10 protein-coding genes are annotated in these 14,794 nt (G+C 73.2%); 6 read left to right on the top strand and 4 right to left on the bottom strand.

What is annotated here, in order from left to right; all coding sequences use genetic code 11:
- Together K329_RS27925 and K329_RS0118505 are read right to left on the bottom strand one after the other, a co-directional pair.
- A partial coding sequence (locus tag K329_RS27925) for a (Fe-S)-binding protein (protein ID WP_084541432.1) occupies window positions 1–2,817 on the bottom strand: 2,817 nt, incomplete at its 3' end.
- 238 nt (window positions 2,818–3,055) lie between these two features.
- Window positions 3,056–4,297, bottom strand: coding sequence for an ROK family transcriptional regulator (locus K329_RS0118505; RefSeq protein WP_028474208.1), 1,242 nt, complete (start codon window positions 4,295–4,297; stop codon window positions 3,056–3,058).
- Between the two features lie 156 nt (window positions 4,298–4,453).
- Here K329_RS0118505 and K329_RS0118500 point away from each other — a divergent pair, with 156 nt between their 5' ends.
- The 6 genes from K329_RS0118500 to sppA all read left to right on the top strand — a co-directional run bounded on the left by K329_RS0118500 (window position 4,454) and on the right by sppA (window position 10,949).
- Window positions 4,454–5,485, top strand: a complete 1,032-nt coding sequence (locus K329_RS0118500; RefSeq protein ID WP_028474207.1) for a substrate-binding domain-containing protein — start codon at window positions 4,454–4,456, stop codon at window positions 5,483–5,485.
- A 109-nt stretch (window positions 5,486–5,594) separates the two neighbouring features.
- Window positions 5,595–6,623 (top strand): ABC transporter permease, encoded by a 1,029-nt coding sequence (locus K329_RS0118495; RefSeq protein WP_028474206.1) that lies wholly within the window; start codon window positions 5,595–5,597, stop codon window positions 6,621–6,623.
- Entirely contained in the window at window positions 6,620–7,402 is a 783-nt protein-coding gene (locus K329_RS0118490) for an ATP-binding cassette domain-containing protein (protein WP_211225906.1), read from the top strand. Before K329_RS0118495 ends, K329_RS0118490 begins: the two co-directional genes overlap by 4 nt.
- Window positions 7,403–7,513: 111 nt before the next feature.
- Window positions 7,514–8,377 (top strand): sugar phosphate isomerase/epimerase family protein, encoded by an 864-nt coding sequence (locus K329_RS0118485; protein ID WP_028474204.1) that lies wholly within the window; start codon window positions 7,514–7,516, stop codon window positions 8,375–8,377.
- Window positions 8,374–9,072, top strand: a complete 699-nt coding sequence (locus K329_RS0118480) for a nucleoside/nucleotide kinase family protein (protein ID WP_245596602.1) — start codon at window positions 8,374–8,376, stop codon at window positions 9,070–9,072. Before K329_RS0118485 ends, K329_RS0118480 begins: the two co-directional genes overlap by 4 nt.
- A 35-nt stretch (window positions 9,073–9,107) precedes the next feature.
- Window positions 9,108–10,949 (top strand): signal peptide peptidase SppA, encoded by a 1,842-nt coding sequence (gene sppA / locus K329_RS0118475; RefSeq protein ID WP_084541431.1) that lies wholly within the window; start codon window positions 9,108–9,110, stop codon window positions 10,947–10,949.
- Window positions 10,950–10,967: 18 nt separating this feature from the next.
- On the opposite strand, the gene K329_RS0118470 is transcribed toward sppA, so the two are convergent.
- Together K329_RS0118470 and K329_RS27920 are read right to left on the bottom strand one after the other, a co-directional pair.
- On the bottom strand, window positions 10,968–11,933 hold the full coding sequence (locus K329_RS0118470; protein WP_028474201.1) for a hypothetical protein: 966 nt from the start codon (window positions 11,931–11,933) through the stop codon (window positions 10,968–10,970).
- An 86-nt stretch (window positions 11,934–12,019) separates the two neighbouring features.
- On the bottom strand, window positions 12,020–14,740 hold the full coding sequence (locus tag K329_RS27920) for an amidohydrolase family protein (RefSeq protein WP_052337098.1): 2,721 nt from the start codon (window positions 14,738–14,740) through the stop codon (window positions 12,020–12,022).
- Window positions 14,741–14,794 lie beyond the last annotated feature (54 nt).

Raw genomic sequence — 14,794 nt, 5'->3', positions numbered from 1 at the left:
GGTCTCGGGCTCGGCCTTCGCGGGCTCGGCCTTGGCCTTCGGCTCCGCCGCGGCGGGCGCGGCGATGTCGAAGAGCGAACCACCCGACGGCACGGTCGCCGCCGGCTTCTCGGTGGGCTCCGCCTTCGCGGCCGGGGCCTCCTCCGTCGACGCAGGCTTCTCCGCAGGCGTGGCAGCCGGCTTGTCGGCCGCCTTCGCGGCCGGGGCGTCGCCGCCGATGTCGAAGAGCGACCCACCGGCAGCCGGCTCCGCCTTCGCGGGGGCCTTCTCCTCGACGGGCTCCGTCTTCTCCGCCTGCTTCGCGGCGGGCTTCTCGGCCGGGGTGTCGAAGAGGGACGACCCGGAGGTGTCGTCGAAGAGCGAGCCGCCGGTGCCCTCCTTCTTCGGCTCCTCCTTCTTGGCCTCGGGCGTGTCGAAGAGGGACGAGCCGCCGCTGGCCTTGGCGAGCGGGCCGGCGTCCTCCGTGGCGACGACCGTGTCCTCGGTGCGGGTCACGTCGTCGGCCTCGGGCTCGGCCTGGGTGGCCTCGTCCTTCTTCTTGGCGGCAGGGGCCGCGGCCTTCGCCGTACCCGGCTTGGCCTTGGTGGCGACCTCGCCCTTCACCGACGCCAGCAGCATCTGGGCGACGTCGAGGACCTCGACCTCCTCGCGGGCCTCGCCCTTGTCCTGCTGGGCGGTGAGGCCGTCGCTGAGCATGACGCGGCAGAAGGGGCAGCCGACCGCGATCTGGTCGGCGCCGGTGCCGACGGCCTCCTTGGTGCGGTTCAGGTTGATGCGCTCACCGATGTTCTCCTCCATCCACATGCGCGCGCCACCGGCGCCGCAGCAGAAGGAGCGCTCCTTGTTGCGCTCCATCTCGGCGAACTCGGCGCCGGGCATGATCTGGAGCAGCTCGCGCGGGGGCTCGTACACCTGGTTGTGGCGGCCGAGGTAGCACGGGTCGTGGTAGGTGATCTTGCGCTGGTGGGCGCCGTCGCCGGTCTTGATCGGGGTCAGCTTGCCGTCCCGCACGAGCCGGTTGAGCAGCTGCGTGTGGTGGATGACCTCGAGCTGGATGCCGAGGTCCTTGTACTCGTTCTTCAGCGTGTTCATGCAGTGCGGGCAGGTGGAGACGACCTTCTTGGCCTTCGCCTCCGTGAGCGTCTCCACGTTCTGCTGGGCCAGGCCCTGGAAGACGAACTCGTTGCCCGCGCGACGGGCGGGGTCGCCCGTGCAGGTCTCGCCGTTGCCGAGCACGCCGAAGCTGATGCCGGCGATGTTGAGCAGCTCCGCGGTGGCGCGGGTCGTCTTCTTCGCGCGGTCCTCGTACGCACCGGCGCAGCCGACCCAGAACAGCCAGTCGACCTCGTCGAGCGACTCGATGCTCTCGCCGACCACGGGCACCTCGAAGTCGAGGCCCTTCGCCCAGTCCATGCGCGCGTTCGGCGACATGTTCCAGGGGTTGCCCTTGTTCTCGAGCCCCTTGAAGAGGCCGTTGAGCTCGGCGGGGAAGTTCGACTCGACGAGCACCTGGTAGCGGCGCATGTCGACGATGTGGTCGACGTGCTCGATGTCGACCGGGCACTGCTGGACGCAGGCGCCGCAGGAGGTGCAGTTCCACAGCACCTCGGGGTCGATCACGGCCGCGCCGTTCTCGGGCATGTAGAACCAGTCGTCACCGGTGTCGCCGACCAGCGGACGCGCGGCCTCGCGGGCGAGCACCTCGTCGTTCTCCATGAGCGCGATGCCGGCCTCGCTCTCGGGGCCGCCGGCCCGCGAGAGGGGAGCCTTGGCGTACGCGTGGTCGCGCAGGCCCATGATGAGCAGCTTCGGCGACAGCGGCTTCTCGGTGTTCCAGGCCGGGCACTGGCTCTGGCAGCGACCGCACTCGGTGCAGGTCGTGAAGTCGAGGATGCCCTTCCACGAGAAGTCCTCGAGCTTGCCGACGCCGAGCGTCGAGTCCTCGTCGAGGTCGTCGATGTCGTCGAGGGTGACGGCCTTGCCGTCGGAGGTGAGCGGCTTGAGCGCGCCCAGCGCCGTACGACCCGACGACTCGCGCTTGAACCAGATGTTCGGCCAGGCGGTGAAGCGGTGCCAGGCGACGCCCATGTTCAGGTTGAGCGAGATGACGATGAGCCAGACCGTGGCGAGCAGGATCTTGATCATCGCGATGACGATGATGATGTTCTCGAGGGTGCCCTCGGAGCCCGCGCCCGACGGGAACAGCGTGTCACCGACGAACGAGCTGAGCGGGAAGTGGAAGCGGTCGAAGTCCTCCGGGTGGTCGCTCGCGACCTGGCCGAGGTTGTACTCCGCGCCGCGGATGAACAGGATCGCCGAGCCCTCGAGCAGGGCCATCGCCTCGACGAAGTAGGCCTGCCAGGCGTTGGAGCCGTAGAAGCGGCTCTTGCGTCCCTGGCTGCGCGGGTGGTTGCGCTGGCGGTAGATGATCAGGAACACGATGCCGATCGTGCTGAGGAGGCCGAGCCCCTCGCTGACCCACTCGAAGAGGAAGAAGTGACCGATGATCGGCAGCGCGAACTCGGGGTCGAACAGCTGGAAGTAGCCGGTCAGCACCGCGGACGACAGCACGATGAAGCCGAGGTACACGAACCAGTGCATGATCCCGACCCACGTCCACTGCAGCATGCGCGTGTGGAGGAAGGTCTCCTTGACCATCGTGATCGTGCGGCGCACGGGGTCGCCCGTGCGACCCGTCGCCGGCTGGCCGACCCTCACCGTGCCCACGATCGATCGGACCGCCTGGGTCGTGAGCACCACGGCGACCGCCGTGAAGCCCAGGGAGACCACGATGGCGAAGATCTGAAGCGCGTTCATCTGCACCCTGCTCCTCGTCGTTGCTGACGCTCGTGCCGGCCACATCGGCACGTGCGCATCGGACTGACCCTAGTTGTACGACGCGGCGTGCGTCACAGAGCTGACCTGTGAGACATATCCTACCGATCAGTAACTCGGTGGGGTCAGGGTGTCGCGCGAGCACGTCCCCGGAGGTACCCGGGGCGGGGGAGGCGCAGCGCCGTACGGCGGGGCGCCCGGCCCGTGCTCGGGACCGCGGTCAGCCGGCGCCGAGCCCGGCGTCGACGCGCGCGGGGTCGAAGATGTGGTCGGCCAGCAGCAGGGCCAGGCCCACGGAGCCGGCACGCTCGTCGAGCCGGCTGCGGTGCAGCTCGAGGCGACGCGTCGCGAGGGGCAGCGAGCGGGAGTAGACCATCTCGCGGAGCCCGGCGAAGACCTGCTCCTCGGCCTCGGCCAGCTGGCCGCCGACGACCACGACGCGCGGGTTGAGGATGTTGACCGTCTCCGCGAGCGCGACGCCGAGCACGCGGCCGGCGGCGCGGGCGAGGCTGACCGCCACGGGGTCGGCGGTGCGGATGAGCTCGACGACCTCGTCGACCGTCGTCGCGTCGCGGCCGGCCGCGGTGAGGTCGCGCATCAGGGCCCAGCCACCGACGTGGGCCTCGACGCAGCCGCTGTTGCCGCAGCGGCAGGCGGGGTTCGAGTCGCGGTCGTCGCCGCTGGCCTGGGTGTGGCCGATGTCGCCGGCCGCGCCGTCGGCGCCGCGGTGGATGCGACCGCCCGCGATGATGCCGGCGCCGACGCCCGTGCCGAGCTTGAGCATGAGGATCGTGTCGGCGTCGCTGTAGTGGGTGCGGTACTCGCCCCACGCCATCGCGTTCGCGTCCTTCTCGAGCAGCAGCGGGCAGTCGTAGGTGCGGGCGAACCAGCCCCGGACGTCGAAGCGGTCCCACCCGGTCATGATCGGCGGGCTGACGACGGTGGCCTGCTCGTGGTCGACCGGGCCGGGCACGGAGAGCGCGATGCCGCGCACGTCGGCGGCCTCGCGGCCCGACGACTCCAGCAGCCGGGAGAACAGGGGGTCGACCCGGGCCAGCACGGCCTCGGGGCCCTCGGTGACGTCGCTGAGCAGCGGCAGGTCGCGCAGCACGGTGCCGCTGAGGTCGCAGATCGCGGCCCGCATCGCCGTGGCCCCGATGTCGCACACCAGCAGCACGCCGCGCTCGACGTTGAAGGCGAACGACCCGGCCGGACGGCCACGGCCACGGCCCGGGACGACGTGGGGCTCGCGCTCGACCAGCAGGCCCGCCTCCTGCAGCAGGTCGATGCGCTGGTTGACGGTCGAGCGGGAGAGGCCGGTCAGGGTCATCACGTCGGCGCGGGTCAGGTGGGCGCGCGACCGGAAGAGGGCCAGCAGCTCGCCGGGACCGACGACGCCCGGTGGCGTCGTGGTCGCGCCCTCGGGCAGCGGCCCCGGTGCTCCGGGAGACGTGAGTGACATGCGACCACCCTAATAAGAACCGACGGGAAACGGAAAGACCCCGATTAATGATTGACAGAAGTCATTAATCGGGTGTTCCATGCTCTCGACCGCATGACACCGGTCACAGTCTTGCCGCGGCGGCGTTGCCACGGCTCCGATCCGAAGGACAGTCCCATGCGTGGTGCTCCCCGCTTCCGCCGCCTGGCCCCAGCAGCCATCGCCGCCAGCCTCTGCCTCGTCGTCTCCGCGTGCGGCGGCGACTCCGACTCCGGTGGCGGGGGCGGCGACGCCGACTCGATCGCCGCGGTGATCAAGGGCCTCGACAACCCGTTCTTCCAGCAGATGGAGTCGGGCATCGAGACCGGCGCCGACGACGGCGGGCTCTCGGTCGACGTCCAGGCGGCGAGCGACATCGCCGACACCACCGGTCAGCTCGACAAGCTGAACGTCGTCGCCGGGCAGGACCCGGGCTGCGTCATCGTCAACCCGATCGACGGCACCAACCTCGTCCAGGGCCTCGCCGCCCTCGCGGCGAAGGACATCCCGATCGTCAACATCGACAGCCCGGTCGACGCCGACGCCGCCGAGCAGGCCGACGCCACGCCCGCGACGTACATCGGCACCGACAACGCCGAGGCCGGCCAGCTCGCCGGCGAGCACATGCTCACCCTGCTGCCCGACGGCGGCGAGGTCGCGCTCGTCGGTGGCATCGCCGGCGACGTGACCAGCAACGCCCGCCTCGACGGCTTCACCGAGGGCGTCGGCGACGGCGTCGACATCGTGCAGACCGTGGCCGCCAACTGGTCGCGCGACGAGGCCCTCACCCAGGCCACCACCCTGCTGCGCGCCAACCCCGAGCTCGCCGGCTTCTTCGTCGCCAACGACGACATGGCGCTCGGCGTCGCCCGCGCCGTCTCCGACGTCGGCCGCACCGGCGAGGTCGAGATCATCAGCGTGGACGGTGTGGAGGACGGCCTGAACGGCGTCGCCGACGGCGAGATCTCCGCCGTGGTCGCGCAGTACCCGTACGCGATCGGCGAGATGGGCGTCAACGCCTGCCGCGCCGCCATCGACGGCGCCGACCTGCCGGAGAACGTCACCGCGCCGATCGCGCTCGTCACCGCCGACAACGTCGACCAGGCGCTCGAGTCCGCGCCGGCTCCCTTCGAGGAGTACGACGACCCGTTCGCCGCGCTCGTCGACTGACCGCACGCCACCGCACGCCACCGCACCGCACCGCGGCGCCCGCGCCGTGCCGCACCACCCGCGCCCCCGGGCGCGGCCCCGTCACCCCGTAGAACCCCGAGGAGCCACGATGTCCACCGCCGCCACCGGTACGCCGGCCGGTCCGTCCGCGCCGAGCAAGGCGTCGCCCCCCGACTCGTCGGGCGGCGGTGGACAGGCGGCCTTCTCGCGCCTGGCCACCGTCGGCTTCTGGGCCGACTGGGCCGCGCTCGTCGGCCTGATCGTCCTGGTGGCGGTCTTCACGGCGCTCGACCCGTCCTTCCTGAGCTCCGGCAACGTCACCGGCATGCTCTCGGCCTCCGCGGCGCTGGTGATCCTGGCCGTCGCGCAGACCTTCGTGGTGGCGACGGCGGGCATCGACCTCTCGATCGCCTCCGTCACCACGCTGGGCATCGTGGTCCTCGGGCAGCTGTACGCCGGCGGCCAGCCGCTGGCCGTCTGCTTCGTCGGCGCCGTGCTCGCCGGCCTGCTCGCCGGCCTGGTCAACGGCTTCCTCGTGGCCAAGGCGAAGATCACCGACTTCGTGGTCACGCTCGGGATGCTGTCGGCCGCCTCGGGCCTCGCGCTGGTGCTCTCCGACGGCCAGCCGGTCACGGTGACCGAGGGCTTCTTCTTCGACATCTCGCTGGACGGCCCGGTGGAGATGGTGAGCTGGATCGTGGTGGCGGCGATCGTCGTGGCGGTCATCGCCCACGTCGTGCTCTTCCACACCCGGTTCGGCACGCACGTGCTCGCCACGGGCGGCTCGCCCGAGGCGGCCACCGCCACCGGCATCTCGACCGCCCGGGTCAAGGTCGCCGTCTACGCGATCGCCGGCCTGCTCGCGGGCCTCGCGGCCATCATCATCGTGGCCCGCCTCGGGTCGACGCCGCCCGCGGCGAACACGACCTACCTGCTCAACTCCGTGGCCGCGGTGGTGCTCGGCGGCGTCAGCCTCTTCGGCGGCAAGGCCAGCATCCTCGGTCCGGTGTTCGGCGCCCTGCTCCTGACGGTGCTCCTCAACGGCCTCACGACGCTCGGCGTCTCGCAGTACTACCAGCCCCTGTCCGTCGGCGTCGTCGTCGTCGCGGCGGCCTTCCTGATGAGGTTCCAGAAGTGAGCGCGCTCGAGAAGAAGACCGTGACCCCGTCCGGCAGCGCGCGCGCCGCCGGCCCCATCCTCGAGGCGCGCGACGTCTCGCTCTCGTTCGGCAGCGTCCGCGCCCTCCAGGACGTCTCCGTCACCGTCGGGGCCGGCGAGATCACCGCCCTGGTCGGCGACAACGGCGCCGGCAAGTCGACGCTCGTGCGCTGCTTCTCCGGCGTGCACAAGCCGCAGTCGGGCGAGGTGCTGCTCGACGGTGCACCCGTCTCGTTCGGCACCCCCGAGGCGGCGCGCGGCGCCGGCATCGAGACGGTGCACCAGAACCTGGCGCTGGTCGAGGACCTCACCGTCTGGCAGAACCTCTTCCTCAACCGCGAGCTGACCCGCTTCGGCATGCTCGACCGCCGCCGCATGCGCGCCGAGGCCCAGAAGATGGTCTCGACCCTCGCGGTGAACGTGCCCGAGGTGACCTCGCGGGTCCGTCGGCTCTCCGGCGGCCAGCGCCAGGCCGTCTCGATCTGCCGCGCCGCGGGGTTCTCCTCGCGCCTGGTGATCATGGACGAGCCGACCGCCGCGCTCGGCGTCCAGGAGACCGCGCGGGTGGAGGAGCTGATCCTCCGCCTGCGCGACGAGGGCCACGCCGTCCTCCTCATCAGCCACAACTTCGACCAGGTCATGCGCCTGAGCCAGCAGGTGTGGGTGATGCGCGCCGGCCGCTGCGTCGCCGGCCGTCGCACCGACGCCACCACCGGCCAGGAGATCGTCGGCCTCATCACCGGCGCCATCGCCGCCTGACCCCCGCTCCGGTCGGGTGGACGGTCCAGCCCCGTCCGCCCGACCGGTCTCCACCCCTCTGCTCTCCCCACCACGGCGGGGCTCCCGCCGTACCCGAAAGGCAACCCTGAGATGACCAACCCCCTCGGCGTGCACGCTCTCGTCTGGGTCGGCGGCACCACCCCCGACGACGTCGCCCGCGCGGTGCGCCAGACGAAGGCGGCCGGATACGACCTGCTCGAGCTGTCGCTGCACGACGCCGTCAACCTCGACGCCGCGGCCGCGAAGGCCGAGCTCGAGGCGGCCGGTCTCGGCATCGCCTGCTCGCGGGGCCTGGCCTTCGACGCCGACGTCTCGAGCGCCGACTCCGCCGTCGTGGCGCGCGGCGAGAAGCTGCTGCACGACTCCCTCGCGATCACCCACGCCCTGGGCGGCACGCACTTCACGGGTGCGCTCTACTCCGCGCTGGGCAAGTACGGCGCCCCGCTCAGCACGCAGGGCCGCGCCAACGTCGTGCAGGTGCTCAAGGACCTCGCCGCGGAGGCCGCCGGCCTCGACATGACGCTCGGCCTCGAGATCTGCAACCGCTACGAGACCAACGTGATCAACACGGCCGCGGACGCCCTCCTGCTGGCCGACGACATCGGCGCCGACAACGTGACGATCCACCTCGACACGTACCACATGAACATCGAGGAGGACTCGCTCGACGCCCCCGTCCGCCTCGTCGGCGACCGCCTCGGCTACGTGCACATCGGCGAGAACCACCGCGGCTACCTGGGCCAGGGCCACATCGACTTCGCCGGCTTCTTCGGTGCGCTCGCGGAGATCGGCTACACCGGCCCGATCACCTTCGAGTCGTTCTCCTCGGCCGTCGTCTCGCCGACGCTGTCGAACGACCTCGCCGTGTGGCGCAACCTGTGGGACGACGGCATGGACCTCGCCGTGCACGCCCGCACCTTCATGGCCGACGCGCTGGCCGCCGCCGGCGCGTGAGCACCACCGCCGTGCCGACCCTCGACGCGCTCGTCGACCGGGTGCACGCCCTGGCCGGTCGCGGCGGGGCGACCGGTCGGCGGGCGGTACTGGGCATCATCGGGGCGCCCGGGGCCGGCAAGTCGACCCTCGTGGACGCGCTGCTGGCGGCGCTGGCCGCGCGGCCGCCGGCGGGGGAGGGCGCCGACTGGGTCGCCCACCTGCCGCTCGACGGCTTCCACCTGGCCGACGCCCAGCTCGACCGGCTCGGCCGGCGCGACCGCAAGGGCGCGCCCGACACGTTCGACGCCCGCGGCTACGCGGCGGTGCTCGACCGCTGCCGCACGGCCGCCCACACCGTCTTCGTGCCGGGCTTCGAGCGGGACCTCGAGCAGCCGATCGCCGCCGCGCTCGCCGTGCTGCCCGCCGCCCGCGTCGTGGTCACCGAGGGCAACTACCTGCTGCTCGGGGCGTCCGGCGACCCGGCCCACGAGGAGCAGGGCTGGGGCGAGGCCGCCGGGCTCGTCGACGAGACCTGGTACGTCGAGGTGCCCGACGACCTCCGCCGCGAGCGGCTCGTCGCGCGCCACGTGCGGTTCGGGAAGACCCCGGCCGCGGCGGCCGCCTGGGTCGACGAGGTGGACGAGCCGAACGCCCGCCTCATCGCCTCCGGACGCCCGCACGCCGACCTCGTCGTCGACCCCGACCGGCTGTGAGGACGCCCCTGAGGACCGGCCCGTAGGGTCGATCCATGGCGACCGGATCCCTGCCCGACTCCCTCCGTCCCCTGCTCGAGCCCCTGCTCGGCCAGCTCGAGCAGGTGGCCACCCCGGCCCGTGCGCGATTGCGCAAGGTGCGGGGCAAGGGCGACCAGCTGCTCCTCGAGCTCGACCTCACGCGCGGGCTGCTCGAGGCCCCGCCGACCTCCCCGGTCGCGGCGCTGCGCGCGCTGCAGACGCCGACCCTGCGGGGCGTCGTCACGGCGCTGGAGAAGGCGGCCGAGGACGACACGGTCGTCGGCCTGGTGGCCCACCTGGGCGGCGAGGTCGGCTACGTGCCCGCGGCGGAGCTGCGGGCCGCCGTCACCACCTTCCGTGCCGCCGGCAAGCGCACCGTCGCGTGGTCGGAGACCTTCGGCGAGATGTCGGCGGGCAACTCGTCGTACCACCTCGCCAGCGCGTTCGACGAGGTCTGGCTCCAGCCCACGGGCGACCTCGGGCTCATGGGCGTGGCCGCCCAGTCCACGTTCTTCCGCGGCGCCCTCGACAAGCTCGGCGTGCAGGTGCAGCTCGGGCAGCGCCACGAGTACAAGTCGGCGGCCCACAGCTATCTCCACACCGAGATGACCGACGCCGAGCGCGAGATGATGACGCGCATCGTCGACTCGCTGACCGACGCCGTCGTCGCCGACGTCGCGACCGCCCGCCGACTCACCCCCGAGGCCGTGCGCGAGGCGCTCGACGCCGGCCCGCTCAGCGCCACCGAGGCCGTCGACCGCGGGCTGGTCGACCGGCTCGGCTACCGCGACGACGTGTACGGCGCCGTGCGCGGCGCGGTGACGTCCACGGGCCGCGAGCTGCGCCTCCGGTACGCCGACCGCTACGGCAAGCCCGGTGGCGCGTTCGCCGGCCTCAAGGACCAGCTGCCCTCGGGCACCGGCAAGGGCGTCGTCGCCGTGGTCGGGGCCTACGGCCCGATCGGGCTCGGCCGCAACGGTGGCGGCAACCCCTTCGGCGGCCCCAGCATCGGCTCCGACTCCCTCACGGCCGCGCTCCGCTCCGCGGGCCGGTCCGACGACGTCCGGGCCGTGGTGCTGCGCATCGACAGCCCCGGCGGCTCGGCGGTGGCCTCGGACGCCGTACGTCGCGCCGTGCTCGACGTGCGCGCCGGCGGCACCCCCGTGGTCGCCTCCATGGGGTCCGTCGCGGCCTCCGGCGGCTACTTCATCGCCATGCCGTGCGACCGCATCCTGGCGGGCGCCGCGACGCTCACCGGCTCGATCGGGGTGCTCGGCGGCAAGCAGGTCGTGAAGGACGCGCTCGCCAAGATCGGGCTCACCCGCGAGACCGTCTCCGCGGGCCGGTACGCCGACATGTTCTCCACCGACCGGCCGTTCGACGAGACCGAGTGGGCCCGCGTCGAGACCTGGCTCGACCGGATCTACGACGACTTCACGGCGAAGGCCGCCGAGGACCGGGGCATGGACGTCGAGCACCTGCGCTCGCTCGCCCGCGGCCGTGTCTGGACCGGGATCGACGCCGCCGAGCGCGGCCTGGTCGACACCGTCGGTGGCCTCAGCGCCGCCGTCGACGTGGCCTGCGAGCTCGCCGGCACGACCCGCGGCGAGGTCGACGTGCGGGCGTGGCCGAAGCCGAACCCGTTCGCCGCGCTCAACCCGCCCGACAGCTCCGAGGCCCCGGCAGCGGCCCACGCGGCGACGCTCGCCGTCCCGGGTGCGCCGGGCGTCGCGGGGCTGCTCGGCGCCGGCGAGGGCGTCGGTCCGGTCGACCGCGTGCTGCGGCTGCTGGTCGCCGAGGCCGGGCTGCCGGCGTACGGCGCGCTGACGATGCCGTGGCGGATCCGCCTGGTCTGAGCGGTCAGGCGTGAGCCGTCAGCCGGTGACGATCTCCAGCGCGAGGCCGGAGGTGACGGACGTCCAGTCGGCCTCGTCGAACTCCGCCGTCGGCGTGACGAGCTGGTAGCCGACCACGGTGCCGTCGGCGAGCGCGCGGGCGACGTACCGGGAGAAGTAGCGGCCGGCGGGCGTCGTGTAGGTGGTCTCCTGCTGCAGCGCCGCGACCGTGCCGCCGTCGGCGGTGGGGATCGTGACCTCCTGGGCGGGCGAGACCACGAGCTCGCTGACGTCGGCCGCGGCGTAGAGGTCGTCCTCGAAGGTCTGCAGGTGGGCCTGCGTACGGCGCGCGTCGTCACCGCTCGCTCCCGTGTCGGGGTCGGTGTCGTCGCCGGTCACCTGGTAGACGGTGAAGGCGGTCTCGGTGCCGTCGACGGGCCGCCACTGGCGGGTGCCGTCGGCGCCCTGGAACGTCGGCGACCAGCCGGCCCCGACGTCGCCCGACCACTGCGCGCGCACCTCGGTCGGAGTGGTGCCGAACGGCACGTCCGTCGTCGCGTCGCCCGGTGCGTCCGGCACGGGGGCCGACGGCTCCTCGGCCGCGCCGCCCTCCGGCTCGGTGCCCTCCGGCTCGGTGCCCTCCGGCTCGGTGCCCGCCGGCTCGCCGCCGTCACGTCGGTCGTCCCGCTCCGTGTCGCCGACGGCGGCGCCGGCGTCGGTCTCGCCGAAGGGGTCGAGCACGGCGACGGTGCCGACCCCCGCCCCGAGCGCGACGACCACGGCGGCCGCGGCGACCCACGGCCAGCGCGCGCGGCGCTGCGGGACCGGCGGACCGGGCACCTGCGGCGGCGGCCAGCCGTACGGAGGGGGTGCGGGTGCGAACGGCGGCGGGGCCACGACGCGCTGGCGGGGGCGGGTGCGCTCGGACGGCGGGCGCGGGTCGGGGTCGACGCGGAGGGGCTGGGTGGAGGGTCCGTCGTGGGGATCGTCGGGTCCTGCGGTCACCGGTGCGCCTCCCTCACCCCCGTGCCGGGCCGGGCGGCCCGCACGGAGCCCAGCCTCCCCCGGCGACGCGGCGGCAAACGGACGGCCTACGACACCCGCACCTGCCGGACCGTGGCGACCCGGCCGGCCGCGTCGAACGTGACCCGCACCCGCGACAGCCCGCCCTGGGCACGGGTGCAGTAGACGAACCGGTTGTCGAGGCGCAGGTAGGGCTGCCCCGCGGCCTCGAGCACCTGCTGCGTGGTGGCTCCGCGCCGTACGGTCGTCGAGAAGCCGTGCACGGTCCGGCGCAGCTCCGGGTTGCGGCACGAGTCGGGCGCGATGCCCTCGGCCCGCTCCCAGGTCTGGAGGTAGGCCTCGGCGCCGCGGCTGAGGTCCTCCACGATGGCGGCGCCCGAGTCCGGACCGGTGCCGGGGCCGCCGATGCGGCGGAGGTCCTCGACCCAGTCGGGGTAGAGGCCGTAGTGCGCCACGCCGTCGACGTTGAGGTCGTAGACCCGCTCGCCGCTGACCTGCTGGTCGACCTGCACGCCGCCGAGGCCGGTGAACGGGTAGGTGACCGGGTTCTCGACGTCGGCGCCCCGGGGGTCGCCCTGCGCGCCGAGCCCGTTGATGTCGGCGCCGAAGCCGAACCCGAAGTAGTAGCGCGGGTCGGACCAGCCGAGGTGGCGCTGCCACTTCTCGTAGAAGCCCTCGCTGTCGCCGGCGTACGGCGCCACGAAGCCGCCGAGCGCGTAGATGCGCGGATAGGCGTCGGGCGTCGACCACGAGTGGCTCGACAGCACGCCGGGGTAGTTCCGGGCCTCCAGCTGGTCGAGCAGCACGGAGCGGGCGGCGACGCTCATGTGGTCGGGGTCGATGAGCATGCCCCGGTCGGCCAGCTCGTCGACGAGGTGGGAGCCGAGGTCGGTGAGGCCGCGCCGGTTGCAGTGCAGGGGGCTGCCGTAGAGCGGCAGCGCGGGCAGGTCCAGCAGCCCGGAGATCTCGAGCACGGCGCCGAAGAGCGCGTCCTGCTGCGGTCCGTCGAGCTGGGCCGGCAGCGCCGTCGACTGGGTGCGGTCGGCGGACTCGCCGTCGGCGGGCTCGCAGTGCTCCATGTTCCAGAACGAGCCGGTCTCGAGGAAGTTGCCGAGGTTGACCGCCACCCCGAGCGCGCCCTCGTCGCCGGCGACGCCGGAGAGGGCGTTGTCGAACTTGTTGACGAGCTCCATCTGCCGCACCCCGAGCGCGTGCATCTCGTCGAGCTGGGCGGTGATCGAGGCCTCGTCGCACTGCGGCACGTCGAGCGTCATGGTGCAGCCGAACGGCACCGAGGTCTCGATGCCCATGATCACCGCGAGCTTGCCGGCGTTGATGACCTCGCGGGCCTGCGCCGGGCTGGTGACGATGCGGTACCAGCCGCGACCGGGCCCGCCGGCCTGCGCGTCGACGTACCGCTCGAACTCGCGCATCCGCTGGGCCTGCCGGCGGATCGTGTCCATGTCGTCGCAGTTGTAGCCGGGCTGGCGCAGCGGGTAGATCTCGCAGAGCTGGCCGTTCTCGACGAGCAGGTTGACGAGCACGCGCTGGCCGCCGCGCCAGCTGCGCTCCATCCAGGTCATGTAGGTGCCGCCGTGGGTGAGCGAGTCGGGCGCGGGGAAGTCGCGGTAGGTCGGCCAGCCCGTCGTGTCGTGCACCGGGTTGCCCGACAGCGCCGTCTCGAGCAGCGTGCCGACGCCCGCGGTCAGCTCGTGGTCGGGGCAGTCGCGGGTGGCGTAGACGATGCCGTAGCGGTGCCACGGCCGCCCGCAGTGCGCCGCGCCGCCGAGGAACTCGAACGCCATCTGGTGGGTGTGGGCGTCGATGTAGCCGCGCACCTCCTGGTACGGCGTGACGCCCGCGTGCGGGTCGCCCGTCACGTTGACCTGCGCCTCGGGGTACGTCGCGCAGCCCTGCGCCAGTCGGAGCCGGAAGGCCGTCTCGGTCGTCCCGACGGCCAGGGCGCCCGTCGGACCCACCGAGAGCCGGCGGCGGCCGTCGCCGAGGCGGAACGTGAAGGTGCCGTCGGGGTTGCGGTAGGTGGTCCACTCCGCGGCGGTGCTGGGGCGGTCCGCGACGGCCGCGCGACCGGCGGCGCCGGCGGCGACGAACCGGGTGTCGAGCGTGTAGAGCAGGTAGGTGCCGAGGTCGGTGGCCTGGAACCAGAACGGGGTCGCGCGCCCGGTGGAGCCGGCCGTGGCGCCCACGGTGCTGCCGGAGGTGGCCACGTAGCGCCCGTCGGGGGCCTGGATCGTGTAGCAGCCCCGCGCCATCGCGTAGCGCGTCTCCGGCGTCGTACGACGCGCCGCGGCGGGCGGCACGGTGGTGAGGCGCGGGTCGGGTGCGGCGCGGCCGGCCTCGACGGCGGCGGCGTTGCGGGCGGCCTGCGCGGGCGTGGTCGGGTCGGTGGCGCTCTCGCCGCTGCGGGAGACGTCGTTGCGGGTCGCGGGGTCGTTGTGGTCGTGGTCCGGGTCGGTGCCCTCGGCGTGGGTGTGGAGACCGCCTGCCTCACCATCGGGCGCTGCCTCGAGCGCGCCGGCCTCCACGGCGTACGCCTCGGCCGCCTCGGCCAGCGTGCTCCGGGCGCTCACGGGCAGGCCGTCGGCGCTCGTGGTCGACCGCTCCTCGGCGCGCGGGTCGCCCCACAGCTGGGGCCCGACGAGCACGCCCAGCACGAGCAGGAGGGCCAGCCCGGCGGCCACGGCCACGTGGCGGTCCCGTGCGATGAGGCCGACGCCCGGGGCATCGGTGGGGGCCGGCGAGGCCGGTGCGTCGTCGTGGTCGCTCATGCCGTCTCCCGATTCGACGTGGTCGGGGTCACAACGAATAGGTCGCCGGAAGGT

Source organism: Nocardioides alkalitolerans DSM 16699 (assembly GCF_000426525.1).
Taxonomy (GTDB): domain Bacteria; phylum Actinomycetota; class Actinomycetes; order Propionibacteriales; family Nocardioidaceae; genus Nocardioides; species Nocardioides alkalitolerans.
The sequence above is the reverse complement of the archived record's forward strand: the minus strand, read 5'-3'. Positions and strand labels throughout refer to the sequence as shown.

Coding starts and splice junctions, on each gene's coding strand:
- K329_RS0118500 (WP_028474207.1), top strand. CDS start 4,454: ATGCGTGGTGCTCCCCGCTTCCGCCGCCTGGCCCCAGCAGCCATCGCC.
- K329_RS0118485 (WP_028474204.1), top strand. CDS start 7,514: ATGACCAACCCCCTCGGCGTGCACGCTCTCGTCTGGGTCGGCGGCACC.
- K329_RS27920 (WP_052337098.1), bottom strand. CDS start 14,740: ATGAGCGACCACGACGACGCACCGGCCTCGCCGGCCCCCACCGATGCC.
- K329_RS0118505 (WP_028474208.1), bottom strand. CDS start 4,297: ATGTCACTCACGTCTCCCGGAGCACCGGGGCCGCTGCCCGAGGGCGCG.
- K329_RS0118495 (WP_028474206.1), top strand. CDS start 5,595: ATGTCCACCGCCGCCACCGGTACGCCGGCCGGTCCGTCCGCGCCGAGC.
- sppA (WP_084541431.1), top strand. CDS start 9,108: ATGGCGACCGGATCCCTGCCCGACTCCCTCCGTCCCCTGCTCGAGCCC.